The sequence below is a fragment of the Pseudomonas sp. QLc11A genome (genome assembly GCF_052112305.1).
GTDB classification, from domain to species: Bacteria; Pseudomonadota; Gammaproteobacteria; order Pseudomonadales; family Pseudomonadaceae; genus Aquipseudomonas; species Aquipseudomonas laurylsulfatiphila.
The window spans coordinates 31,104-54,950 of sequence record NZ_JAVAJJ010000014.1; the positions used below are offsets into that span (position 1 = coordinate 31,104).

At 60.8% G+C, this 23,847-nt stretch carries 22 protein-coding genes; 15 read left to right on the forward strand and 7 right to left on the reverse strand.

Annotation, left to right across the window (positions count from 1 at the left end; genetic code table 11):
• Positions 1-162: 162 nt before the first annotated feature.
• From Q8X48_RS19790 to Q8X48_RS19810, 5 genes are read left to right on the forward strand one after another with little or no spacing between them, the layout of a single operon-like run.
• The gene (locus tag Q8X48_RS19790) at positions 163-1,518 is read left to right on the forward strand and encodes a M16 family metallopeptidase (protein WP_407800017.1); all 1,356 of its coding nucleotides are present in this window, start codon (positions 163-165) and stop codon (positions 1,516-1,518) included.
• Positions 1,511-3,001 carry a M16 family metallopeptidase gene (locus tag Q8X48_RS19795; protein ID WP_407800018.1) on the forward strand — a complete coding sequence of 497 codons (1,491 nt, stop codon included), beginning with the start codon at positions 1,511-1,513 and terminating at the stop codon, positions 2,999-3,001. The genes Q8X48_RS19790 and Q8X48_RS19795 overlap by 8 nt, the downstream gene beginning before the upstream one ends.
• Positions 3,001-3,609, forward strand: a complete 609-nt coding sequence (gene rsmD / locus Q8X48_RS19800) for a 16S rRNA (guanine(966)-N(2))-methyltransferase RsmD (protein WP_015097219.1) — start codon at positions 3,001-3,003, stop codon at positions 3,607-3,609. Before Q8X48_RS19795 ends, rsmD begins: the two co-directional genes overlap by 1 nt.
• A 56-nt stretch (positions 3,610-3,665) precedes the next feature.
• Positions 3,666-4,664 carry a hydrolase gene (locus Q8X48_RS19805; protein WP_407800019.1) on the forward strand — a complete coding sequence of 333 codons (999 nt, stop codon included), beginning with the start codon at positions 3,666-3,668 and terminating at the stop codon, positions 4,662-4,664.
• 3 nt (positions 4,665-4,667) lie between these two features.
• A complete protein-coding gene (locus Q8X48_RS19810; RefSeq protein ID WP_407800020.1) occupies positions 4,668-5,507 on the forward strand; it encodes an AraC family transcriptional regulator in 840 nt (279 codons plus the stop codon).
• A 121-nt stretch (positions 5,508-5,628) separates the two neighbouring features.
• Here Q8X48_RS19810 and Q8X48_RS19815 read toward each other — a convergent pair whose 3' ends face one another.
• Positions 5,629-6,483, reverse strand: a complete 855-nt coding sequence (locus tag Q8X48_RS19815) for a sulfurtransferase (protein WP_407800021.1) — start codon at positions 6,481-6,483, stop codon at positions 5,629-5,631.
• Positions 6,484-6,517: 34 nt separating this feature from the next.
• On the reverse strand, positions 6,518-7,189 hold the full coding sequence (locus Q8X48_RS19820) for a TetR/AcrR family transcriptional regulator (RefSeq protein WP_015097223.1): 672 nt from the start codon (positions 7,187-7,189) through the stop codon (positions 6,518-6,520).
• A 145-nt stretch (positions 7,190-7,334) separates the two neighbouring features.
• On the opposite strand from Q8X48_RS19820, the gene Q8X48_RS19825 reads away from it, so the two are divergent.
• From Q8X48_RS19825 to Q8X48_RS19845, 5 genes are all read left to right on the forward strand, one after another.
• A complete protein-coding gene (locus tag Q8X48_RS19825) occupies positions 7,335-8,765 on the forward strand; it encodes a coniferyl aldehyde dehydrogenase (protein ID WP_407800022.1) in 1,431 nt (476 codons plus the stop codon).
• 28 nt (positions 8,766-8,793) lie between these two features.
• Positions 8,794-9,339, forward strand: coding sequence for a twin-arginine translocation pathway signal protein (locus tag Q8X48_RS19830; RefSeq protein ID WP_407800023.1), 546 nt, complete (start codon positions 8,794-8,796; stop codon positions 9,337-9,339).
• 168 nt (positions 9,340-9,507) lie between these two features.
• A complete protein-coding gene (locus tag Q8X48_RS19835; protein ID WP_126048111.1) occupies positions 9,508-11,103 on the forward strand; it encodes a GMC family oxidoreductase in 1,596 nt (531 codons plus the stop codon).
• 115 nt (positions 11,104-11,218) lie between these two features.
• Entirely contained in the window at positions 11,219-11,698 is a 480-nt protein-coding gene (gene coaD, locus Q8X48_RS19840) for a pantetheine-phosphate adenylyltransferase (protein ID WP_007975368.1), read from the forward strand.
• A gap of 180 nt (positions 11,699-11,878) precedes the next feature.
• Entirely contained in the window at positions 11,879-12,130 is a 252-nt protein-coding gene (locus Q8X48_RS19845) for a YfhL family 4Fe-4S dicluster ferredoxin (RefSeq protein ID WP_003195146.1), read from the forward strand.
• 135 nt (positions 12,131-12,265) lie between these two features.
• Here Q8X48_RS19845 and mutM read toward each other — a convergent pair whose 3' ends face one another.
• Together mutM and Q8X48_RS19855 are read right to left on the reverse strand one after the other, a co-directional pair.
• The gene (mutM, locus tag Q8X48_RS19850) at positions 12,266-13,078 is read right to left on the reverse strand and encodes a bifunctional DNA-formamidopyrimidine glycosylase/DNA-(apurinic or apyrimidinic site) lyase (protein WP_015097228.1); all 813 of its coding nucleotides are present in this window, start codon (positions 13,076-13,078) and stop codon (positions 12,266-12,268) included.
• A 42-nt stretch (positions 13,079-13,120) separates the two neighbouring features.
• Positions 13,121-13,990, reverse strand: a complete 870-nt coding sequence (locus Q8X48_RS19855; protein ID WP_407800024.1) for an HDOD domain-containing protein — start codon at positions 13,988-13,990, stop codon at positions 13,121-13,123.
• 153 nt (positions 13,991-14,143) lie between these two features.
• Between Q8X48_RS19855 and Q8X48_RS19860 the strand changes: the two genes are divergently transcribed.
• The 4 genes from Q8X48_RS19860 to ilvD all read left to right on the forward strand — a co-directional run bounded on the left by Q8X48_RS19860 (position 14,144) and on the right by ilvD (position 19,544).
• On the forward strand, positions 14,144-15,340 hold the full coding sequence (locus Q8X48_RS19860) for a class I SAM-dependent rRNA methyltransferase (RefSeq protein ID WP_007978942.1): 1,197 nt from the start codon (positions 14,144-14,146) through the stop codon (positions 15,338-15,340).
• A gap of 170 nt (positions 15,341-15,510) precedes the next feature.
• The gene (locus tag Q8X48_RS19865) at positions 15,511-16,728 is read left to right on the forward strand and encodes an MFS transporter (RefSeq protein WP_407800025.1); all 1,218 of its coding nucleotides are present in this window, start codon (positions 15,511-15,513) and stop codon (positions 16,726-16,728) included.
• 153 nt (positions 16,729-16,881) lie between these two features.
• Positions 16,882-17,340, forward strand: coding sequence for an REP-associated tyrosine transposase (locus tag Q8X48_RS19870; protein WP_407800026.1), 459 nt, complete (start codon positions 16,882-16,884; stop codon positions 17,338-17,340).
• 362 nt (positions 17,341-17,702) lie between these two features.
• Entirely contained in the window at positions 17,703-19,544 is a 1,842-nt protein-coding gene (ilvD, locus tag Q8X48_RS19875; protein WP_407800027.1) for a dihydroxy-acid dehydratase, read from the forward strand.
• Positions 19,545-19,724: 180 nt separating this feature from the next.
• Here ilvD and Q8X48_RS19880 read toward each other — a convergent pair whose 3' ends face one another.
• Complete coding sequence (locus tag Q8X48_RS19880; RefSeq protein WP_407800028.1) at positions 19,725-20,012, reverse strand: DUF6124 family protein; 288 nt, start codon at positions 20,010-20,012, stop codon at positions 19,725-19,727.
• Positions 20,013-20,475: 463 nt separating this feature from the next.
• Positions 20,476-21,531: a haloacid dehalogenase-like hydrolase gene (locus Q8X48_RS19885; RefSeq protein WP_407800029.1), complete on the reverse strand. Its 1,056-nt coding sequence runs from the start codon at positions 21,529-21,531 to the stop codon at positions 20,476-20,478.
• 242 nt (positions 21,532-21,773) lie between these two features.
• Between Q8X48_RS19885 and Q8X48_RS19890 the strand changes: the two genes are divergently transcribed.
• Positions 21,774-23,165, forward strand: coding sequence for an L-cystine transporter (locus tag Q8X48_RS19890; RefSeq protein WP_407800030.1), 1,392 nt, complete (start codon positions 21,774-21,776; stop codon positions 23,163-23,165).
• 130 nt (positions 23,166-23,295) lie between these two features.
• On the opposite strand, the gene Q8X48_RS19895 is transcribed toward Q8X48_RS19890, so the two are convergent.
• Positions 23,296-23,808: a dihydrofolate reductase gene (locus tag Q8X48_RS19895; RefSeq protein WP_407800031.1), complete on the reverse strand. Its 513-nt coding sequence runs from the start codon at positions 23,806-23,808 to the stop codon at positions 23,296-23,298.
• Positions 23,809-23,847 lie beyond the last annotated feature (39 nt).

A 23,847-nucleotide genomic window follows, 5' to 3' on the forward strand; every position in this document is an offset into this window, starting at 1 on the left:
AATTCAGTTGATAAATATCCACCTTCCGTCGCAAACCCATTCAACCTGATCAAGCATAAAGGCCTGATAGGCGTGGCCGCCGCTAAAACGGATCAGTATCCTAGCACCCTCTCGCCCGCTGACGCTAAGAACAAGCGGGCAGCCCCAAAGGTTTGAAAACGAATGAATGCTCTTGCCCGCCGCGCCGCAGGCCTGCTGCTCAGCACAGTTTGCCTGCCCCTTTCGGCCCTGGCTGCCGATCCGCAACCCACCCACGAATTCACTCTCGATAACGGCTTGAAGGTGGTCGTGCGCGAAGACCATCGTGCACCTGTTGTGGTTTCCCAGGTCTGGTACAAGGTCGGCTCCAGCTACGAGACGCCGGGCAATACCGGCCTGTCCCACGCTCTGGAACACATGATGTTCAAGGGCAGCGAGAAGGTCGGCCCCGGTGAAGCCTCGCTGATCCTGCGCGACCTCGGCGCCGAAGAGAACGCATTTACCAGCGACGACTTCACCGCGTACTACCAGGTGCTGGCCCGGGATCGCCTGGGCGTGGCCTTCGAACTGGAAGCCGACCGCATGGCCAGCCTGCGCCTGCCGGCCGACGAGTTTGCCAAGGAAATCGAGGTCATCAAGGAAGAACGTCGCCTGCGCACCGACGACAAGCCGATGTCCAAGGCCTATGAGCGCTTCAAGGCCATGGCTTACCCGGCCAGCGGCTATCACACGCCGACCATCGGCTGGATGGCCGATCTTGAGCGGATGAAGGTCGAAGAACTGCGCCACTGGTACCAGACCTGGTACGTGCCGAACAACGCCACGCTGGTGGTGGTCGGCGACGTGACGCCGGACGAAGTCAAGGCTCTGGCCCAACGCTATTTCGGCCCGATCGCCAAGCGTGATGTGCCGGCCGCGAAAAAGCCGCTGGAACTGGCCGAACCGGGCGAGCGCCAGATCACCCTGCATGTGCAAACCCAACTGCCCAGCCTGATGCTGGCCTTCAACGTGCCGAGCATTGCCACCGCCGAAGACAAACGCCTGGTCAATGCCCTGCGTCTGATCTCGGCGCTGCTCGATGGCGGCTACAGCGGACGCATCCCGACGCAACTGGAGCGCGGAGAAGAACTGGTGTCCGGCGGCTCGTCGAGTTACGACGCCTACACCCGTGGCGATAGCCTGTTCACCCTGTCGGCATCGCCAAACACACAGAAACACAAGACCATCGCCCAGGCCGAAGCCGGATTGTGGAAGCTACTCGATCAGTTGAAAAACACCGCGCCGACGGCCGAAGAGCTAGAACGGGTTCGCGCACAAGTCATCGCCGGCCTGGTCTACGAGCGCGACTCGATCACCAGCCAGGCCACCGCCATCGGCCAACTGGAAACCGTCGGCCTGTCGTGGCAGCTGATGGACACCGAACTGGCCGACCTGGAAAGCGTGACCCCGGAAGATATCCAGAAAGCCGCCAAGCTGTATTTCACCCGCGAACGTCTCAGCGTCGCCCATGTACTGCCTCTGGAGACGACTCATGAGTGAGCGTAAACCCTCCCGTCTGCCCCTGATCGGGCTGATCGCTGTCGCTGTTATCGGCTCTGCCGCGTTCTATATGTCGCGCTCCGGCGAAACCAGTGCCAGTGAAGCTCTGGACAAAGCCAAGGCCAGCCAGAAACTGCAATCGCTGACCGAGCTCAACGGCAAGGCGCCGGACCACCGCAAGCTGGACGTGCAGACCTGGAACACTGCCGAAGGCACCAAGGTGCTGTTCGTCGAAGCCCATGAGCTGCCGATGTTCGACATGCGCCTGATCTTCGCCGCCGGCAGCAGCCAGGACGGCGATACGCCGGGCCTGGCGCTGTTGACCAACGCCATGCTCAACGAAGGCGTGGCCGGCAAAGACGTCGGCGCCATTGCCCAGGGCTTCGAAGGCCTGGGCGCCGATTTCGGCAACGGTGCTTACAAAGACATGGCAATCGCTTCACTGCGCAGCCTGAGTACCAAGGACAAGCGCGAGCCGGCCCTGAAGCTGTTTGCCGAAGTCATCGGCAAGCCGACCTTCCCGGCTGACTCACTGCTGCGCATCAAGAACCAGATGCTCGCCGGTTTCGAATACCAGAAACAGAACCCCGGCAAACTGGCGAGCCTGGAACTGATGAGCCGCTTGTACGGAGATCACCCATACGCGCATTCCAGCGACGGCACGGCGAAAAGCGTACCGGCGATCACCCAGGCACAACTGCGTGCTTTCCACGAGAAAGCCTACGCAGCAGGTAACGTGGTGATCGCGCTGGTTGGCGACCTGTCCCGCGCCGAAGCCGAAACAATTGCCGCACAGGTTTCCGCCGCCCTGCCCAAAGGCCCGGCACTGCCAAAAGTCGCGCAGCCGACTGAGCCGAAGGCGAGCATCGGCCACATAGAGTTCCCGTCCAAGCAGACCAACCTGATGCTCGCGCAATTGGGCATCGATCGCGACGATCCGGACTACGCGGCGTTGTCCATGGGTAACCAGATTCTCGGTGGCGGCGGTTTCGGCACCCGATTGATGAGCGAAGTGCGCGAGAAGCGTGGCCTGACTTACGGCGTGTATTCGGGCTTCACCCCGATGCAGGTGCGCGGCCCGTTCATGATCAACCTGCAGACCCGCGCCGAGATGAGCGAAGGCACCCTGAAACTGGTGCAGGACGTCCTGGCCGAGTACCTTGAAACCGGCCCGACCGAAAAGGAGCTCGACGACGCCAAGCGCGAACTGGCCGGCAGCTTCCCGCTGTCCACCGCCAGCAACGCCGATATCGTCGGCCAACTGGGCGCCATCGGTTTCTACAACCTGCCGTTGAGCCACCTGGAAGAATTCATGCAACAGTCTCAGGCCTTGACCGTCGAACAGGTCAAAGCCGCCATGAACAAACACCTGGGCACAGACAAAATGGTCATCGTCAGCGCTGGCCCGACCGTGCCGCAAAAGCCGTTACCGGCCCCTACTGATAAACCTTCCGAGCAGCCGCTCGGGGTTCCGGAGCATTAATGGCCAGTCCCAAGAAACCCGCCAAAAACGTCCATAACGGCGTGAACCAGTTGCGCATCATCGGTGGCGAATGGCGCAGCCGTAAGTTGAGCTTCCCCGACGCCCCGGGCCTGCGCCCGACGCCGGACCGCGTGCGTGAAACCCTGTTCAACTGGCTCGCGCCTTACGTGCCGGGCGCCAAGGTGCTCGACCCGTTCACCGGCAGCGGCGCGCTGTTCCTCGAAGCCCTGTCCCGCGGCGCGGCCATGGGCCAGGCGCTGGACGCCAGCAGCATCGCGGTGTCCAGCCTGAAGGAGCACCTGGGCACCCTGCGGTGCACCAACGGCCAGGTCCAGACCGCCGATGCCCTGCGCTACCTGGAAACCCAGACCGCAACGGCCTACGACCTGGTGTTCCTCGACCCGCCGTTCAACCAGAACCTGCTACCCGCCGTTTGCAAGTTGCTCGAAGAGCGCCAATGGCTGGCCGAAGATGCCTGGGTGTACACCGAAAGCGAGTCCGCGCCGTCGACCCTGGGCCTGCCGGAGAACTGGCGCCTGCACCGCGAGCAGAAATCCGGGCGCGTCTACTACTCGTTGTGGCAACGTATGGCAGAGATCGCCGGTTAATCGACCGGCCTGAAAAAGGTGCGTACCCGCTACGCACCGCTGCATCGAGAAAGAACGTGCCCCATCCGCCAGAACGCTTCACCCCGGCCTTCGGCCTCGGTAACCCGCACTTGCAAACCTTGTGGGGGCCGCTGTGGCGTAAAACCGTGCACATCGGCCGCGAACGCGAACGCCTGTGGCTTGAAGATGGCGACTTTCTCGATCTGGACTGGCTCGGTCCGCACAGCGTCGACGCGCCCTTGGTGCTGGTGCTGCACGGGCTCACCGGGTCCTCGAATTCACCTTATGTCGCTGGCTTGCAAAAAACCCTGGGTGACCGGGGTTGGGCCAGTGTCGCGCTGAACTGGCGTGGTTGCTCGGGCGAACCCAATCTGCTGCCACGCAGTTACCACTCCGGCGCCAGTGAAGACCTGGCTGAAGCGATCAAACACCTGCGGGCCAAACGACCTCTCGCGCCACTGTATGCGGTGGGTTACTCCCTGGGGGGTAATGTCCTGCTCAAGCATCTGGGCGAAACCGGCAGCGACAGCGGCGTGACGGCAGCCGTGGCGGTATCGGTGCCGTTCCGCCTGGACCAGTGCGCCGACCGCATCGGCCAGGGTTTCTCCAAGGTTTACCAGGCACATTTCATGCGCGAGATGGTCGCCTACATCAAGAACAAACAGCGACAGTTCCAACACGACGGACGCGAGGATGGACTGGCAGCCCTGGCGGCCCTCGGATCACTGGAAAACATGCGCACGTTCTGGGATTTCGATGGCCGCGTCACCGCGCCACTGCACGGGTTCGCCGATGCAGAGGATTACTATCGCCGTGCATCAAGTCGATATTTCCTTGGCGAAATTCGCACGCCGACCTTGGTGATCCAGGCCGCCGACGATCCGTTCGTGTTTCCCCACAGCCTGCCGCACGCCGATGAGTTATCCGCATCCACGCAATTCGAGCTGCAAGCCAAGGGCGGGCATGTCGGCTTCGTCGACGGCACGCTCAGACAACCGGGTTACTACCTTGAACGGCGCATCCCCGAGTGGCTGGCCGCCACAGGGCGCGCTTGAATCATGGACGCTGACCAGGGCGAGTCAATCCACTTCTGGCAAACCCCGCCCCTGGCTGGGGTCGAGTTATTGTCCGCCCGCTACATCGATCATCGTTTCGCCCCGCACGTGCATGACGGCTATGTGATCGGCATGATCATGGCCGGCGCCCAGCGTTACCGCTATCGCGGTGCCGAACACCTCGCGGGCAGCGGCACGCTGGTACTGATCAACCCCGATGAATTGCACACTGGCCACAAAGGCACCGAGGATGGCTGGCTTTACCGGGCGTTTTATCCGGACAGCGGGCAGATAACCTCGCTGCTGGCCGAACTCGAACTGCCGACCCACCACCTGCCGGCTTTCGGTGCCACGCTGTATCGCGACCAGGACCTGGTGAACGGCTTCTGCCAACTCCATCGCTTGCTGGAAAGCCCTGCCACCGCCTTGCAGCAACAAACGGTCTGGCGCGAACTGGTGCTGTCGCTGTTGCAGCGTCACGCGGCGGTGCCCGAGGCCGGTAAACCCGGCAAGGAACACCGCGCCGTGAGCCTGGCCAAGGAATTGCTGCACGCACAACTGGCAGCGCCGCCCTCACTGGAGACGCTGGCGGTGGCGGTCAACCTCTCACCCTTCCATTTCGCCCGGGTGTTCCGTCGGGCCACCGGCATGCCACCGCACACCTGGCTGATGCAACAACGCATCGCCCGGGCGCGGGCGTTGCTGCAGAGTGGTTGCCTGCCGCTGGAAGTCGCCATGCAACTGGGGTTTGCCGACCAGAGCCACCTGAGTCGGCAGTTCAAGCAGGTGTATGGGGTTGGACCGGGGGCGTATCGCAGTGCCCGGCAACTGCCCAAATCCTGATAGCGACAAAAAACCAATGTGGGAGCGGGCTTGCTCGCGAACGCGTCGTGTCAGTCAACATCAATATTGAATGATCCACCGCTTTCGCGAGCAAGCCCGCTCCCACAGAGTTGTGTGGTGTTTATTCGCCTGTGGCAATGCCCCGCGCAGGCTCGTTGATCCACTCACTCCACGACCCGGCATACAACGAACTCAACGGATAACCGGCCAGACACAACGCAAACAGGTTGTGGCACGCCGTCACGCCGGAACCGCAGTACGCCACCAGATCCTTCGGCGAACGATCACCCAGTTTTGCGGCAAAGCGCTGCTTGAGCTGATCGGCCGGCAGAAAACGCCCGTCACTGCCCAGGTTGTCGGTAAACGCCGCACATTGAGCGCCAGGAATGTGCCCGGCAATCGGATCGATCGGTTCCACTTCCCCCTTGAAACGCGGCAGTGCGCGGGCATCGAGCAGGGTCAGTTCCGGCCGGGAGAGGCGCTTCTGCAGCCGTTCGGCACTGATCAGCAACGCCGTGTCAGGACTGCCGGTGAAGGAACCACGAGTGATCGCCGGAGCATCCAGGCTTAGCGGCAAACCGGCCGCGTGCCAGGCCTTGAGGCCGCCATCGAGGATAAATACACCGTCGCGCTTGCCCAACCAGGCCAGCAACCACCAGGCCCGCGCCGCATAGGCGCCCGGACCGTCGTCGTACAGAACCACTTCGCTATCGGCGTTGATGCCCCAGGCCTGCAGGCGCTCGATCAGTTGCGCCGGCTCGGGCAGCGGATGGCGCCCGGTCACGCCCTTGACCACCGCGCCACTCAAATCACGCTCGAGGTCGGCATAGCTCGAACCGGCGATGTGCCCTTCGGCATAGCTGCGCTGACCGTAATCCGGGTCTTCAAGGGCAAAACGACAATCGAGAATCACCAGCCCCGGCTGATCCTTTTTCAGGTCCAGTGCTTGCGGGCTGATCAATTGCGCAATGGGCATAACGGGCTCCTGTGATTTTTATCAGACGTCGATCCTACGATACTTCCTCGAGCGCCTGGGCCAGGGGCACGTAAAACTCTTCGAACAAGGCCTTGACCGCATCGCGGGACTGATCCGTGACGAACCCGGCTTCCAGCACCAGCACCTGATAAACCCCACGTTTAATGGCCTGTTCGCTCAAGTGGCTGGAGTTCTCCCGCGTGGTGCACAGGAAGCGCACCCAGGACGTGAGGATGATCCAGGCATTGAGGGTCAGGGATTCGATCTGCACCTTGTCCATTTTCAAAATGCCGGCGGCGACAAAACCTTCATAGATCGCCCCACCCTGGATCAGGCAGCGCTGGGAAAAGCGCCGATAGCGGTCGGCAAGCTCGGGGTCGCTGTCGAGCAAATGTTCGAGATCGCGATGCAAAAACCGATAGCGCCACATCGCTGACAGCAGCTCCTTGAGGTAGAAGCGCTTGTCTTCCACCGTGGCGGCACGCCCCTGGGGCGGACGCAGGAAGCTGTCCACCAGGCTTTCGTACTCGCTGAACAGCACGGCGATGATCGCCTGCTTGTTAGGGAAGTGGTAGTACAGGTTGCCCGGGGAAATTTCCATATGGGCAGCAATGTGGTTGGTACTGATGCTGCGCTCGCCCTGCTGGTTGAACAGCTCCAGGCTGTTCTGCACGATGCGCTCGCTGGTTTTGATCCGTGGGGCCATGGCTTGAGCTTTAATTCAGAGTGCGTTGACGGGCATCTTAGATCTATCCGCGAGCGGATAAAACAAAGCTGTTCCAGGATGTTATTTGACTTTCTAGAGTATAGACTCTAAAAAGTGCCTTATTAAAACAAATCCGGAGCCGACCATGACTGCTGACATTTCCTACCTGCAAAACCTACAGCAGCCGCTGGAAGAGCTTCAGGCCTTGTTTGACGCCCAGCGTGCCGCCTACGCCGCCAACCCGATGCCGCCTGCCGCGCAGCGCCAGCAATGGCTCAAGGCCCTGAAGGATTTATTGAACAGCGAACGCCAGGCCTTGATCGACGCGATCAGCCAGGACTTCAGCCATCGCAGCGCCGATGAAACCCTGGTCGCCGAACTGATGCCCTGCCTGCACGGCATCCATTACGCCAGCAAACACCTCAAGGGCTGGATGCGAGCTTCGCGGCGCAAGGTCGGTGTCGCTTTCCAGCCCGCTTCTGCCAAAGTCGTTTACCAACCGCTGGGCGTGGTCGGGGTCATCGTGCCGTGGAACTACCCGCTGTACCTGGCCGTCGGTCCGTTGGTCGGCGCGCTGTCGGCGGGCAACCGGGTGATGCTCAAGCTCAGTGAGTCGACCCCCGCGACCGGCCTGCTGATGAAGCAACTGCTGGCGCGCATCTTCCCCGAAGACCTGGTGTGCGTGGTCCTTGGCGAGGCAGACATTGGCGTGGCGTTTTCACGTCTGCCGTTCGATCACCTGTTGTTCACCGGCGCCACCAGCATTGGCAAACACGTGATGCGCGCCGCTGCGGAAAACCTGACCCCGGTGACCCTTGAGCTGGGCGGCAAGTCCCCGGCCATCGTTTCCCGCGATGTACCGCTCAAGGACGCCGCCGAGCGCATCGCCTTCGGTAAAACCCTGAACGCCGGCCAGACCTGCGTGGCCCCGGACTACGTGCTGGTGCCGGAGGATCGCGTGGGAGGTTTCGTCGAAGCCTACCGCTCCGCCGTCCGCGGGTTTTATCCAACGCTGGCCGACAACCCGGACTACACCGCGATCATCAATGAGCGACAACTGGCGCGCCTCAACAGCTATATCAGCGACGCCACCAGCAAGGGGGCGCTGCTGATGCCGCTGTTCGACCAGGGTCAGGGCCGCCGCATGAGCCATAGCCTGCTGCTCAATGTCACCGATGAGATGACGGTGATGCAGGACGAGATCTTCGGGCCGCTGCTGCCGATCGTGCCGTACAAGGATCTGGACCAGGCGTTTGCCTACATCAATCAACGCCCGCGCCCACTGGCGCTGTATTACTTCGGCTACGACAAGCGCGAACAACAGCGCGTGCTGCACGAAACCCACTCCGGCGGCGTGTGCCTGAACGACACACTGCTGCACGTCGCCCAGGACGACATGCCGTTCGGCGGCATCGGTGCCTCGGGCATGGGTCACTACCATGGCCATGAAGGCTTCCTGACCTTCAGCAAGGCCAAGGGTGTCTTGATCAAGCAGCGGTTCAACGCGGCGAAACTGATTTACCCGCCGTATGGCAAATCGATCCAGAAGCTGATCCAGAAGCTGTTCATCCGCTAACGATCATCACCGCCGGGAAATAACAAGAATGAATCCCAGTCTGTCCGATACACCCGCACTGTCACGGCGCGGGTTACTCAAATTCAGCCTCGGCGCCAGCGCCTTTCTCGCCACTGCCGGGTTGGGCGCCAGCCTTAGCGGCTGTTCGGCGAGCTCCCCGGCCAGTGGCTTCGTCACGCTGCGCAGCGGCGACCTGCTGTTCTTGCGAGCGTTGATTCCGGTCATGCTCGATGGCGCCGTGACCTCCGAACGGATGCCCGAGGCTGTCGAAGGCACACTTAAAAGCCTGGATTACAACCTCGCGCATCTGTCGCCGGAAATGCTCAAACTGACCAGCCAACTGTTCGATGTGCTGGGCATGGCCGTCACCCGCGGACCGTTGACCGGAATCTGGGGCAGCTGGGAAAACGCCAGCGCCGACGATATCCGGCAATTCCTCGATCGTTGGGAAAACAGCTCGCTGAGCCTGTTGCGCATGGGCCACAGCTCTTTGCTGCAACTGGTGATGATGGCCTGGTACGGCCGCAAGGAATCATGGGCGCATTGCGGGTATCCCGGGCCGCCCACAGTCTAATACCGAGTCGCCCCCTTCGCGGGCAAGCCACGCTCCCACAGGTTTGAGGTGGCCGCACCTTTTGTGAACAACTCGCCCCTGTGGGAGCGGCGGTGCGACGATTCGACTTGCCCGCGAAGGCGTCAGCCGCTTCACCGCCTACTCCAACAATAAAAAGAGAACCCGAAGATGCCCGTACCCGATCCGTTTCGCGAAGGCATGGCCCGAGGCTGGAAAACCTACAACGGCTCACAACTGACCCAGGACCTGACACTCGAAGCAGACGTGGCGATCATCGGCAGCGGTGCCGGCGGCGGTACCACCGCCGAAATCCTCAGCGCGGCCGGCTTCAAAGTGCTGCTGATCGAGGAAGGCCCGCTCAAGACCAGCAGCGACTTCAAGCTGCTTGAAGACCAGGCCTACAGCAGCCTCTATCAGGAAGGCATCGGCCGCATGAGCAAGGATGGCGCAATCACCATCCTCCAGGGCCGGGCGGTGGGCGGCACCACGCTGATCAACTGGACCTCCAGTTTCCGTACCCCGGAACCCACCCTGGAACACTGGGCCAAAGAGCACAACGTCAAGGGTCACAGCCCGGCGGACATGGCACCGTGGTTCGAGAAAATGGAGCAGCGCCTGGGCGTCGCGCCGTGGATGGTGCCGCCCAACGCCAACAACGATGTGATCCGCAAGGGCTGCGAAGCGCTGAATTACTCTTGGCACGTCATCCCGCGCAACGTTCGCGGCTGCTGGAACCTCGGCTACTGCGGCATGGGCTGCCCGACCAACGCCAAGCAATCGATGATGGTCACCACCATCCCGGCGACCCTGGAAAAAGGCGGCGAGCTGCTTTACCTGGCCCGCGCCGAAAAACTCATGATCAGCGGCGACAAGATCACCGGCCTGCAATGCTCGGCGATGGATGAACGCTGCGTCGCACCGACCGGGCGCACCATCACGGTCAAGGCACGGCATTTCGTGCTGGCCGGTGGCGGCATCAACAGCCCAGCCCTGCTGATGCGTTCCGGTGCACCCGACCCGCACAAGCGCCTGGGCAAACGTACGTTCCTGCACCCGGTGAACATGTCCGCCGCGTTGTTCGATGAAGTCGTCAACCCGTTCTACGGTGCGCCGCAGTCGATCTATTCCGACCATTTCCAGTGGCAGGACGGCACCACCGGCAAGATGTCCTTCAAGCTGGAGGTTCCGCCATTGCATCCGGCGCTGGCCGCAACCTTGCTTGGCGGTTTCGGGCAGGAGAATTCGCAACACATGGCCAATCTGCCCCATACCCACGCCATGCTGGCGTTGCTGCGGGACGGCTTTCACCCGGACAGCCCCGGTGGCAGCGTCGAATTGCGCAGCGACGACACGCCGGTGCTGGATTACCAGCTCTCGCCTTACGCCTGGGATGGCTTGCGCCGGGCATTCCACAGCATGGCCGAGATCCAGTTTGCCGGTGGCGCCAAGGCCGTCATGCCGATGCACGCCGACGCCCGTTACGTGAAGACCCTCGCCGAAGCCCGTACGCTGATCGACGGCCTGAGCCTGGAGTTGTACCGCACACGCCTGGGCAGTGCCCATGTGATGGGCGGCTGCGCCATGGGTGAAGACCCGACAAACGCAGTGACCGACAGCCTCGGCCGGCATCATCAGTTGGGCAATCTGTCGATCCACGACGGCTCGCTGTTCCCCACCAGCATTGGCGCCAATCCGCAATTGTCGGTCTACGGACTGACGGCACAACTGGCAACTTCCCTGGCCGAGCGTTTAAAAAACCCATGAAAATGACGATTATTCCCATCGTCTATAGTGCTTTCTTACCCAACAGGCGACTTGGCCGACCGGGAAGGCTGCGATACCATCCGACTCCCCAACGGATTCCCGCCAGGACGACGCGATGAACCGAGTGTTGTACCCAGGTACCTTCGACCCTATTACCAAGGGCCATGGCGATCTGGTCGAACGCGCCTCGCGCCTGTTCGATCACGTGATCATCGCCGTCGCCGCCAGCCCGAAGAAAAACCCGCTGTTTCCTCTGGAACAACGGGTGGAACTGGCGCGCGAGGTCACTAAACATCTGCCGAACGTAGAAGTCGTCGGTTTCTCGACGCTGCTGGCGCATTTCGCCAAAGAGCAGAATGCCAACGTGTTCCTGCGTGGTTTGCGCGCGGTGTCGGACTTCGAATACGAATTCCAGCTGGCCAACATGAACCGCCAACTGGCGCCGGATGTGGAAAGCCTGTTCCTGACCCCGTCCGAGCGATATTCGTTCATCTCCTCGACACTGGTCCGTGAAATTGCGGCCCTGGGTGGCGATATCACCAAGTTCGTCCACCCTGCGGTGGCGGACGCCCTGACCGAGCGCTTCAAGAAATAACCCCGCAATACTGTAGGAGCGAGCCTGCTCGCGATGGACGTAAACGTTGACGCGTAAAACCGGATAGACCGCGGTGTCAGATGGTTTTTCGCGAGCGGGCTCGCTCCCACAGCGCCAATGCGGCACAATTGTACGCATTGGTTTATTGCGCCCGGGCCTGCCGCCCCGGCTGGAGTTAGCATGTCCCTGATCATCACCGACGATTGCATCAACTGCGACGTCTGCGAACCCGAGTGCCCGAACGCCGCCATTTCCCAGGGCGAAGAGATCTACGTGATCGACCCGAACCTGTGCACCCAGTGTGTAGGCCACTACGACGAACCGCAGTGCCAGCAGGTCTGCCCGGTGGATTGCATTCCACTGGACGAAGCCCACCCGGAGACTGAAGAACAGTTGATGGAGAAATATCGGAAGATTACCGGTAAGGCTTAAGCCATTCGGCAACCTTCAGAATGCCTTCGCGAGCAGGCTCGCTCCCACACTGAATCTGCGCCACCCACAAATCCCTTGTGGGAGCGAGCCTGCTCGCGAAGGCGTCATCAGCCTCACTGAAGATCCAACTGACCTTCAGCTCTGACAGCGCGGGCAAAAAACACTGGCACGCTGCCCCAGCTTCACTTCCCGCAGCCCCGTGCCACAGACCTTACAGTGTTCGCCGCCACGGCCGTACACGAACAGTTCCTGCTGGAAATAACCCGGCTGGCCGTCACCACCGATAAAGTCCCGCAGCGTGGTACCGCCGCGCTCGATGGCAGCCGCCAGAATGCGCTTGATCTCGATGGCCAGTTTCAAATACCGCGCACGGGAAATGCTCTTGGCTTCGCGGCGCGGGTCGATTCCAGCGGCGAACAACGCTTCGGTCGCATAGATATTGCCGACGCCCACCACCACCGCGTTATCCATGATGAACGGCTTGACCGCCATCGAACGGCCACGGGACTGCTGGAACAGGCGCTCGCCGTCGAACAGGTCGGTCAGCGGTTCCGGTCCCAGGCGAATCAGCAATTCGTGATTGAGCGGATCGAGGCTCCAGAGCATGGCGCCGAAGCGCCGCGGGTCGGTGTAACGCAGGGCCAGGCCCGACTCCAGCTCGATGTCCACATGCTCATGCTTGGCCGCCGGCAATCCGGCCTCCACCAGACGCAAGTTGCCTGACATGCCCAAATGGCTGATCAAGGTGCCGACTTCGGCGTTGATCAGCAGGTACTTGGCGCGCCGCTCCACCAATACGATGCGCTGGCCGGACAGGCGCACATCGAGGTCCTCGGGGATCGGCCAGCGCAGACGGCGATCACGCACGATCACCCGGCTGACGCGCTGGCCTTCCAGGTACGGCGCGATGCCGCGACGGGTGGTTTCGACTTCTGGCAATTCAGGCATGGTGCTCTCGGATCAGGCGCATGGCCTGGAAAGGTCCGACACTCAGCGATGAGTGCCGAGGTCGCGGATCGTCTGCTTGAGGGTCTCGAAGTCGTAGTCCGAGAGGCCGACATAATCGAGCACCAGCGGCGCGATGCTGTTCCACTCGTGATCTTCGGCCTGATTGCCCAGCACCCGATGCGACGCGCAAATGTGCTCGGCCATTTTCAGGATCGCCAAAAGGTTCTTCAACGAACTGTTGCGCGAAGTCTCATCGCTGAATACCGCCAACGCATTGTGGTGATTGGCGATCGCCGCGCTCACGTGTTCCGGCAGACGCCAGGACTTGGCCGTGTAATAGCCGACCACCGAGTGATTGGTATTGAACACCTGATTCTCCGTGTCCACCACCCGGCATTCGGCGCTGGCATTGGCATAGGCCTGCTCCAGAACCCGCATGTAGTCGGGGAAACGCTGGAGCATCAAGGGCACGCCGCAGTCGTGGAACAGGCCCAGGGCATAGGCTTCGTCGCCATTTTCAACGCCGATGCGCTTGGCCAGGGTCAGGCAGGTCATGGCCACGTCCTGAGCGGTGTCCCAGAAACGGTTCAGGGTGACAATGGTGTCGTCATTCATCTCGCCCTTGATCGACTGCGCGTTGATCAGGTTGATGACCGAGCGGCTGCCCAGCAGATTGACCGCGCGCTGGATCGAGGCAATCTTGTTGCTCAGCCCGTAATACGGCGAATTGACGATCTTCAGCAGAGAACCGGAAAGGCCCGGATCCTGGGATATCAGCTTGGCAATGACTTCCAGATCCGGGTCGGGCATGTACTGCTCCATCTGCAAATCCACCATGATCTGCGGCTGGGCCGGTACGCTGATGCCCTGCAGGGCTTGTTGGATCTGTTCGGAAGTCAGCTCTTGGGACATAGGTACACACTCTGGGTCAGACGGCGATTCTAACCTTTATGAAGTTGGATCCGACATACCAAATCGCAAGACAACCCTCGTCACATGTCCACTTGCAGGCCAATCCGGGGTCTCAACACGCTATACTCCCGCTCTTTTTTCCGGAGCGACGACATGTCCCTGCCTAGCCTGCGCCTCAAAGCCAACGCCGACCGTCGTCTGCGCAACGGTCACTTGTGGGTCTACAGCAACGAAATCGATGTAGCCGCTACGCCATTGCACGGTTTCAAGGCCGGCGACCAGGCGATCCTCGAAGCCGCCGGCGGCAAGCCGCTGGGCATCGTTGCCATGAGCCCGAACAACCTGATCTGCGCCCGTGTGCTGTCGCGCGACATCAAGCTGCCGCTGGACAAATCGCTGCTGGTGCATCGCCTGAACGTGGCGCTGTCCCTGCGCGAGCGCCTGTTCGACAAGCCGTTCTATCGCCTGGTCTACGGCGACTCCGACCTGCTGCCAGGCCTGGTGGTCGACCGTTTCGGCGACATCCTGGTGGTGCAGATCGCCTCGGCGACCATGGAAGCCCATAAAGACGACGTGATCGCGGCGCTGACCCAAGTGCTCAAGCCAAGCGGCATCCTGTTCAAGAACGACTCCGCCGCCCGTGACGCCGAAGGCCTCACCCGCTACGTCGAAACCGTGTTCGGCCTGGTGCCGGAGTGGGTCGCACTGGAAGAGAACGGCGTGAAATTCGAAGCACCGGTCATCCAGGGCCAGAAAACCGGCTGGTTCTACGACCACCGCATGAACCGCGCACGCCTGGCGCCGTACGCCAAAGGCAAACGCGTGCTGGACCTGTACAGCTACATCGGCGGCTGGGGTGTGCAGGCTGCCGCGTTCGGCGCCAGCGAAGTGTTCTGCGTCGACGCCTCGGCCTTCGCCCTTGACGGTGTCGAGCGTAACGCCGCACTGAACGGCTTCGCCGAGAAAATGACCTGCATCGAAGGCGACGTGTTCGAAGCCCTCAAAGAACTGAAAGCCAGCGAAGAACGCTTCGACGTGATCGTGGCCGACCCGCCAGCGTTCATCAAACGCAAGAAAGACATGAAAAACGGCGAAGGCGCCTACCGCCGCCTGAACGAGCAAGCCATGCGCCTGCTCACCAAGGACGGCATCCTGGTCAGCGCATCGTGCTCGATGCACCTGCCGGAAGACGACCTGCAGAACATCCTGCTGACCAGCGCCCGCCACTTGGACCGCAATATCCAGATGCTGGAACGCGGCGGCCAGGGGCCGGATCATCCGGTGCATCCGGCGATTGCGGAAACCCGTTACATCAAGAGCATTACTTGCCGGTTGTTGCCAAACAGCTAAGACGCTGGCGCTCCCGTACTGGGCTGAACCAGTGCGGGAGCGGTGCCCCGCTCAACACAGACAAGAACATTCCTACAGCTGATCAGGAACGATCCCACTGCCCAGCAGATTGACTTCGCCCGCCATCAAACCAATCCTCGACTCCTCGCAAAGTTCGAGTAAATGGGCTGATGACACACTCAGAAGACACTGCAAAAAAATCATCAGCCATTCTACTGCTGCTGACCATGACGCTGCTGAGCGTCTTTCCCCTTGATGTTTTGCTCCCTTCCTTTCCCGCTCTGGCCAAACACTTTCGGACCACGACTGCGGATATTTCCCTGTCCATCAGCCTCTTCGCTGTCGGCATCTCCCTGTCTCAGCTACTGATCGGCCCCCTGTCCGATGTTATCGGCCGAAAAGGGCTATTACTGGCGGGTATGGCGGTATCGATTGTCGGTGCAACTGGATACATCCTGACCACCGAATACGCCTGGTTCCTGTTTTTCCGGATGCTGCAGGCCATCGGCTGCGGTTGCTTCGTGCTGTCGCAGGCGCTGGTCCAGGATCTGTTTGAAGGCAAGGAGCGGGATCGGCTTCGGATTCTGATGGTCACGGCCAGCGGGGTATTCATTTCCGTCTCGCCGTTGTTGGGCAGTGTCTTGCAGCAAGCACTTGATTGGCCCGGTAGCTTTTTCCTGTTTATAGCCTTGGCCGTCGTCGTGTTTCTGAAGGCGTGTTTCATGCTGGAAGACCAGCGACCTGCCGTGACGTCAGCCCAAAACATTTTCCACGCCTATCGTCGGGTGTGTGGCAATGCGAGCTTCCTGGGCTATTGGTTGATCGCGGCCATCGCTTTTACCTGCCATTTTTCCTTTATCGTCGTTTCGCCGTTGATCTTCATGGATCAGCTACGAATGTCGCCCTACGCATTCTCCCTGACCCTTCTGCTCTATGGCGCGGCTTATATCATTGGAGGCATCGCCGCCCGGGTGCTTTCCAGCCGGATAACACCCAATACTCAAATCATTGTCGGCTTGGGCCTGATTTTCTTCTCGGGAGTGGTGATGCTTTTAATCTCAAGCAGGCTTGGACTCTCGATCCTGACCGTATTGGTGCCGATGATCATCTGCACCGCCGGCACGACCATTGCCCGCCCCATTGCCACATCCAAAGCGATGGACGTGTTTGCGGACAACGCCGGCACTTCGGCGTCCGCCGGGAACACACTGGTTTTCATTTTTGGCGGCTTGACCAGCGCCTTGATCAATCTGAGTGGTATAGATCTGCAAACGACCCTGGCACTCGCGTTCCTGCTGCTCAGCGCGGTGGCGCTCGGCCTTAATACCCTGATCAATCGCCGCCCTTCCTGTAGGAGCGAGCTTGCTCGCGATGGACGTCAACGATAACGCGGGGAACCTGATACCCCGCGGCGTCTTTGATTTCATCGCGAGCAGGCTCGCTCCTACAGGTGCAGGACACATCCTGATCCAATGCCGAAGCGACAACCTCCCACACCACGCCTACCGTTTTCTCTTCCCATCACCGAAGAGGACAACGGAATGTCCAGCACGCCAAAAGCCCATCGATTACGCACAGGTCGGCACTCGCAATCCGGTCGCATCTATCATCTGACCGCTGTCACCCATGAACGACAACCATTCTTCCAGGATTGGCGCACTGGCCGCTTTTTGGTGCACGAGTTCAGAAGGGCTCAGGAAGCCGGCCATGCCACGTCTATAGCCTGGGTAGTCATGCCGGATCACTTCCACTGGCTGATTGAATTGCACAACGGTGATTTACCGAAACTGGTGCAAGCCACCAAATCTCGCTGCACACGCCTCATCAATCAGCAACGGGACCTACATGCTCCTGTATGGCAAAAGGGCTACTTCGACCGAGCCCTGCGTCGCGAGGAAGATCTGAAAGCCATTGCCCGATACATCATCACCAACCCTCTACGCGCAGGCCTCGTCGACCATATCGGCGGCTACCCACTCTGGGACGCCATCTGGCTCTGATGCACAAATCACTGTAGGAGCGAGCCTGCTCGCGATGGTCGTCAACGATAACGCGGGAAACCCGGCACCCCGGGGCGCTCTCAGGTTTATCGCGAGCAGGCTCGCTCCTACAGAAAGCGCGCCCGCACGTCTTGTGAATGCTACCTCCAGGTTTGCAGGCATTCCCTCCAGCCGCCAGCCGTGTAGAATCGCGAACATTCATCGCCAGTCATCCCCGGCGGGTTTATGAGCTCAAGCTGAAGCGCGCGGCGATCCCGCAAAGTTATCGGCAACTTCCGGACACGCGGCCATTTCTGAGTGTTCCAGACGTCAATAGAAGCTCACTTCCCTTTTGATACCTGATTAGCCGCCCGGAGTGCTTCATGCCTGATTACCGCTCGAAAACATCCACCCACGGCCGCAACATGGCCGGCGCCCGCGCACTGTGGCGCGCCACGGGGATGAAAGATGACGACTTCAAGAAGCCGATCATCGCCATTGCCAACTCGTTCACCCAGTTCGTACCGGGCCACGTGCACCTCAAGGACCTGGGGCAACTGGTCGCCCGCGAGATCGAACGCGCTGGCGGCGTGGCCAAGGAATTCAACACCATCGCTGTCGATGACGGCATCGCCATGGGCCACGACGGCATGCTGTATTCGCTGCCGAGCCGCGAGATCATCGCCGACTCCGTCGAGTACATGGTCAACGCCCACTGCGCCGACGCCATCGTCTGCATTTCCAACTGCGACAAGATCACCCCTGGCATGCTGATGGCGTCCCTGCGCCTGAACATCCCGGTGATCTTCGTCTCCGGCGGCCCGATGGAAGCTGGCAAGACCAAACTCGCCTCCCACGGCCTCGACCTGGTCGACGCTATGGTGATCGCCGCCGACTCCAGCGCTTCTGACGAGAAAGTCGCCGAGTACGAGCGCAGCGCCTGCCCGACCTGCGGTTCGTGCTCCGGCATGTTCACCGCCAACTCGATGAACTGCCTGGTTGAAGCGCTGGGCCTGGCCTTGCCGGGCAACGGTTCGACCCTGGCCACCCACAGCGACCGCGAGCAGCTGTTCCTGCAGGCTGGCCGCACCATCGTCGAGCTGTGCAAGCGTTACTACGGCGAGAACGACGAGTCGGTATTGCCGCGCAACATCGCCAACTTCCAGGCGTTCGAAAACGCCATGACCCTGGACATCGCCATGGGCGGTTCCACCAACACCATCCTGCACTTGCTGGCCGCTGCCCAGGAAGCCGAGATCGATTTCGACCTGCGCGACATCGACCGTCTGTCCCGTCACGTGCCGCAACTGTGCAAGGTCGCGCCGAACATCCAGAAGTACCACATGGAAGACGTGCACCGCGCTGGCGGTATCTTCAGCATCCTCGGTTCGCTGGCCCGTGGCGGCCTGCTGCACACCCAGCTGCCGACCGTGCACAGCCGCAGCATGGAAGAAGCCATCGCCAAGTGGGACATCACCCAGACCAACGACGAAGCCGTGCACCACTTCTTCAAGGCCGGTCCGGCGGGCATCCCGACGCAAACCGCGTTCAGCCAGTCGACCCGTTGGGAAACCCTGGACAACGACCGTGAAAACGGCTGCATCCGCAGTGTCGAGCACGCTTACTCGAAAGAAGGCGGCCTGGCCGTGCTCTACGGCAACATCGCCCTGGACGGCTGCGTGGTGAAAACCGCTGGCGTCGACGAGTCGATCCACGTCTTCGAAGGCAACGCCAAGATCTTCGAAAGCCAGGACAGCGCCGTACGCGGCATCCTCGCCGACGAAGTGAAGGAAGGCGACATCGTCATCATTCGCTACGAAGGTCCGAAAGGCGGCCCGGGCATGCAGGAAATGCTCTACCCGACCTCGTACCTGAAATCCAAAGGCCTGGGCAAAGCCTGCGCCCTGCTCACCGACGGCCGTTTCTCCGGCGGCACCTCGGGCCTGTCCATCGGCCACGCTTCGCCTGAAGCGGCTGCCGGCGGCGCAATCGGCCTGGTGCAGGACGGCGACAAAGTGCTGATCGACATTCCGAACCGCTCGATCAACCTGTTGGTCAGTGACGAAGAACTGGCCGCTCGCCGCGTCGAGCAGGACAAGAAAGGCTGGAAACCGGTGGAAGTGCGTCCACGTAAAGTGACCACCGCACTGAAAGCCTACGCCCTGCTGGCGACCAGTGCCGACAAGGGTGCTGTGCGTAACAAGGCGATGCTTGACGGGCTGTAAGCGTTAACCATCGACATAAAAATGCCCCGCCAAGTGCGGGGCATTTTTGTTTGCACAGATCCACTGTAGGAGCGAGCTTGCTCGCGATGAACGCAAGGTCACCGCGTCAAATCAGAAAGTACGCGTCATCGTTAACGACCATCGCGAGCAAGCTCGCTCCTACAGTTAACAGCGTTCCCATTATTCCTGCGGGTCGAGGTTATCCAGTGCCTGGTTCACCGCCAGTTCGCCCAGCATGATGACCTGGGCGATCCCCAGCATCGTGCTGCGCTGCGAGCCGTCCAGCAGTCCGGCGAAATCGCTGGCCATGACATTGGCCGAGGCGAGGGATTCGCAGGCGTGGGCCAACAGGGTTTCGGTGTCGAGGTCCGGTGCGATGACGAATGTTTGGCTGGGTTTACGCGGGGTGGCGTTGATGCGGGTGGACAGGTTGTCGGAGTTTGGTGGATCGGGAGTAATTTTTAGCATTGATGAATCTCCTGGAGGCAGAGAGCCATCACCTTCGCTACCAAACGAAAGGTGGCAGCCATACGCAGGTTGGTAGACCGGTCCAGGGAGCCGGCGCGCTCGAAAGCGCCCTACGCATGACCACCATAAAAGCAGAGACGAAAAAACCTGCCAAAGGTGTTGTCATGCGCCTGGAAAATCCGGGCTACCAAACCCGATCGCTGATGGGCAGCGACGCGCAGAAGATAGAACCCGCCAATCAGGCGCACAAGCCGGCGGATTCTGGCGTAGTCGTAGTCCCTTACGCAAGAATGCGTAGGTTGCGACTGTCAGGAGATGTCGATCAGGCAGAGGCTTTCATTGCACCGACTGGCCTCATCGCGGGCAAGCCCGCTCCCACAGGGATCGTCGGGATTCGCACAACTTGTGTTTCACCCAAGACCTTTGTGGGAGCGGGCTTGCCCGCGATGGCAGCGCCGCGGTCTTACTGGATTTCTTCGGGTTTGACGACCACCCAGTTCTTGTCGGCAGTCACCGTCAACCCTTCCTTGGCCTGGGCCGCGGCGTTCTTGGCCATCATGCCCTGGATCTGGGTCATGTACTTGTCCTTGCGGTTGACCCACAGGTGGATGCCGCCCTTGGCCACGTCAACACTGTGGAACAGCATGTAGCCGTCGCTGCTCGGGGTATCGCCGCCCACCAGCACCGGTTTTTTCCACTGATCGATGTAGGTCAGGATCGCCGCCTGTTTGCCCGCCATCCAGGTCGCCGGGGTCCACAGGTACGGGGTCAGTTCCAGGCCGAGGTTGGCCTTTTCGTCATATTTGCCGTCAGTGATCTGCTTGCGCGCGGTGGTCAGTTCGCCCGTCTTCGGGTCCTTGAGCAGCAGCGACACGCCAATCACGTTCTGCGGTTTGACGTTGTAGCCGTACTTCGGATCGGCCGCGACCATGCGCACCAGTTCTTCGGAGGCGGCGGTCATCACGTAGACCTCGATGCCGTTCTCCATCAGTTTCTTGTACAGCTCTTGCTGGCCGGTGAAAATTTTCGGCGGGTTTACGTCGAGCTTCTTGACCACGTCGCCTTCGTAATAAGTCGCCGGCACCGGCTTGCCGGACGCCATCATCTCGTCGACATAGCCCTTGAGTTCCTTGAGGGTAAAGCCGGAGAAGACCTGGGCGACCCATGGATAGCAAACCATGTCGTCGAGTTCGCAGAGGCGGTAGTAGTAGCTGAACAGGCTTTCCTTGTGGTCGGCAATGTCCTTGAAAGGCATCAGTTTCAGGGAGGGATCGAGCTTGTCGCGGGTGATCAGGCCCTTGTTCTCCATGAACGGCAGCAACGACTCTTCGAGGTCGTAGCGGTAACTGGTGTTGTCCATGTCGAACACCGCGTAGTTACCCTTGTTGGCATTGGCAGCGATCATCGCGTCCAGTGCCTTGGCCTGATCGGCTGGCCAGTGTTTCAGATCCGTTGCGAAAACCTGGCCGGCAAGGCCCAGGCAAAGTGCTGCTGCCAGTAATTTCGGTGCGAACTTCATTGGCGTTTCTCCCTGAATGTGAAAGAGATCGACGCTAACAAATAAGTGTGACAGTCCTCGTCTGTCAGCGACCGTCCGCGTCCCTTTCGCGCCAGTTGCATTTCTGACAGCGACATCCGCTTATTCCAAAAGCGACGGATATCATACGTTTTTGATATTAATTCATTAGTTTTCAAGCTGTTAGGCTTGCCGGTTCGCGGTTGCCCAAGGGTGCAACCGGCACAAGTCTTATCGGAGTCTTCATGAATCTGCCGCTGATCCTCAATCTGCTGGTGTTCCTCGCCCTGCTCTTCGGCCTGGCACAAACCCGTCACACGACATGGAGCCTGGCGAAAAAAGTCCTGCTCGCGCTGGTGCTGGGCGTGGCGTTCGGTGTGGCGTTGCACACTGTCTACGGTGCCGGCAACCCAGTGCTGAAAGCCTCGATCGGCTGGTTCGACCTGGTGGGCAACGGCTATGTGCAGCTGCTGCAAATGATCGTGATCCCGCTGGTGTTCGCCTCGATCCTCAGCGCCGTGGCCCGCCTGCACAACGCGTCGTCCTTGGGCAAGATCAGCTTCCTGACCATCGGCACGCTGCTGTTCACCACGGCCAGCGCGGCGTTGATCGGCATCGGCCTGACCAACCTGTTCGGCCTGACCGCCGAAGGCCTGGTGGCCGGCACTCAGGAAATGGCGCGCCTGCAAACCATCCAGACCGATTACGCCGGCAAGGTCGCCGACCTGAATGTGCCGCAGCTGCTGCTGTCGTTCATCCCGCAAAACCCCTTCGCAGACCTGGCGCGAGCCAAGCCGACGTCGATCATCAGCGTGGTGATTTTCGCTGCGTTCCTGGGGGGCGCGGCGCTGCAATTGCTCAAGGATGATGCCGAGAAAGGTCAGAAAGTGATCAACGCCATCGACACCCTGCAAGCCTGGGTGATGCGTCTGGTGCGCCTGGTGATGAAGCTGACCCCGTTCGGCGTGTTGGCGCTGATGACCAAAGTGGTCGCCGGTTCCAACCTGCAAGACATCATCAAGCTCGGCAGTTTCGTGGTGGTGTCCTACATCGGCCTGGGCCTGATGTTCGTGGTGCATGGCGTGCTGGTGTCGGCCGCCGGGATCAACCCGCTGCGGTTCTTCCGCAAGATCTGGCCAGTGCTGACGTTTGCGTTCACCAGCCGTTCCAGCGCAGCGACAATTCCGTTGAGTATCGAAGCGCAGACCAGCCGTCTGGGCATCCCGCAGTCCATCGCCAGTTTCGCCGCTTCGTTCGGCGCGACCATTGGCCAGAACGGCTGTGCCGGTCTGTACCCGGCGATGTTGGCGGTGATGGTAGCGCCGACCGTGGGCATCAACCCGCTGGACCCATTGTGGATCGCGACGCTGGTGGCGATTGTGACGCTGAGCTCGGCCGGTGTGGCCGGAGTGGGTGGTGGCGCGACCTTTGCCGCGTTGATCGTGCTGCCGGCGATGGGCTTGCCGGTGTCACTGGTGGCGTTGCTGATTTCGGTCGAGCCGCTGATTGATATGGGGCGTACGGCGCTGAATGTGAGTGGTTCGATGACGGCCGGGGCGATCACCAGTCAGGTGATGCAGCAGACCGATAAGGCGCTGCTGGATGCGGATGAGCATTCGGCGTTGGCGCACGCTTGAGTAGCGTCTGATAGACCGCTATCGCGAGCAAGCTCGCTCCCACAGGGATCTGTGGTGTTCACACAATTTGTGATTCACCTCAAAACACTGTGGGAGCGAGCTTGCTCCGGGCGGCGATCCGACGATGCTTTTAGGCTTTTTCCCAGACTTCGAAGCTATACGCCGGCTTATCGCCTTCCGCCGGATTCGGCACATCCGACACCAGTTTCCACTGGTTCAAATCAAACTCCGGAAACCAGGCATCCCCTTCCGGGCTCAGCGCCACGCGGGTCAGGTACAACCGGTCAGCCTGCGCCAGCCCTTGCGCATACAACTGCGCGCCGCCAATCAGCATCAACTCATCGACGCCCTGTTCCTTCGCCCATGCTTCGGCGCGAACGACGGCGGCTTCCAGCGACGGATATACCTCCGCGCCTTCGAGCTGCAGATCCGCCTGGCGACTGACCACGATGTTCAGGCGGCCCGGCAGCGGACGACCGAGGGAATCCCAGGTCTTGCGACCCATGATGATCGGCTTGCCGAGGGTGGTGGCCTTGAAATATTTGAAGTCTCCCGGCAAGTGCCAGGGCATGCTGTTGTCGACGCCGATCACACGGTTTTCACCGAGGGCTGCGATCAGGCTGAGGGGGAGTGATTTAGTCATGCCGGCGAGGATACCAGAGCCTCGCTTTCGCCGATAAGC

Excerpts from the sequence above, each read along its gene's own strand:
- Q8X48_RS19795 (WP_407800018.1), top strand. The coding sequence starts at position 1,511 with ATGAGTGAGCGTAAACCCTCCCGTCTGCCCCTGATCGGGCTGATCGCT.
- coaD (WP_007975368.1), top strand. The coding sequence starts at position 11,219 with ATGAACCGAGTGTTGTACCCAGGTACCTTCGACCCTATTACCAAGGGC.
- Q8X48_RS19885 (WP_407800029.1), bottom strand. The coding sequence starts at position 21,531 with ATGAAGTTCGCACCGAAATTACTGGCAGCAGCACTTTGCCTGGGCCTT.
- Q8X48_RS19890 (WP_407800030.1), top strand. The coding sequence starts at position 21,774 with ATGAATCTGCCGCTGATCCTCAATCTGCTGGTGTTCCTCGCCCTGCTC.
- rsmD (WP_015097219.1), top strand. The coding sequence starts at position 3,001 with ATGGCCAGTCCCAAGAAACCCGCCAAAAACGTCCATAACGGCGTGAAC.
- Q8X48_RS19830 (WP_407800023.1), top strand. The coding sequence starts at position 8,794 with ATGAATCCCAGTCTGTCCGATACACCCGCACTGTCACGGCGCGGGTTA.
- Q8X48_RS19825 (WP_407800022.1), top strand. The coding sequence starts at position 7,335 with ATGACTGCTGACATTTCCTACCTGCAAAACCTACAGCAGCCGCTGGAA.
- Q8X48_RS19895 (WP_407800031.1), bottom strand. The coding sequence starts at position 23,808 with ATGACTAAATCACTCCCCCTCAGCCTGATCGCAGCCCTCGGTGAAAAC.
- Q8X48_RS19820 (WP_015097223.1), bottom strand. The coding sequence starts at position 7,189 with ATGGCCCCACGGATCAAAACCAGCGAGCGCATCGTGCAGAACAGCCTG.
- Q8X48_RS19865 (WP_407800025.1), top strand. The coding sequence starts at position 15,511 with ATGACACACTCAGAAGACACTGCAAAAAAATCATCAGCCATTCTACTG.
- ilvD (WP_407800027.1), top strand. The coding sequence starts at position 17,703 with ATGCCTGATTACCGCTCGAAAACATCCACCCACGGCCGCAACATGGCC.
- Q8X48_RS19855 (WP_407800024.1), bottom strand. The coding sequence starts at position 13,990 with ATGTCCCAAGAGCTGACTTCCGAACAGATCCAACAAGCCCTGCAGGGC.
- Q8X48_RS19810 (WP_407800020.1), top strand. The coding sequence starts at position 4,668 with ATGGACGCTGACCAGGGCGAGTCAATCCACTTCTGGCAAACCCCGCCC.
- Q8X48_RS19860 (WP_007978942.1), top strand. The coding sequence starts at position 14,144 with ATGTCCCTGCCTAGCCTGCGCCTCAAAGCCAACGCCGACCGTCGTCTG.
- Q8X48_RS19870 (WP_407800026.1), top strand. The coding sequence starts at position 16,882 with ATGTCCAGCACGCCAAAAGCCCATCGATTACGCACAGGTCGGCACTCG.
- Q8X48_RS19790 (WP_407800017.1), top strand. The coding sequence starts at position 163 with ATGAATGCTCTTGCCCGCCGCGCCGCAGGCCTGCTGCTCAGCACAGTT.
- Q8X48_RS19880 (WP_407800028.1), bottom strand. The coding sequence starts at position 20,012 with ATGCTAAAAATTACTCCCGATCCACCAAACTCCGACAACCTGTCCACC.
- Q8X48_RS19835 (WP_126048111.1), top strand. The coding sequence starts at position 9,508 with ATGCCCGTACCCGATCCGTTTCGCGAAGGCATGGCCCGAGGCTGGAAA.
- Q8X48_RS19845 (WP_003195146.1), top strand. The coding sequence starts at position 11,879 with ATGTCCCTGATCATCACCGACGATTGCATCAACTGCGACGTCTGCGAA.
- Q8X48_RS19815 (WP_407800021.1), bottom strand. The coding sequence starts at position 6,483 with ATGCCCATTGCGCAATTGATCAGCCCGCAAGCACTGGACCTGAAAAAG.
- mutM (WP_015097228.1), bottom strand. The coding sequence starts at position 13,078 with ATGCCTGAATTGCCAGAAGTCGAAACCACCCGTCGCGGCATCGCGCCG.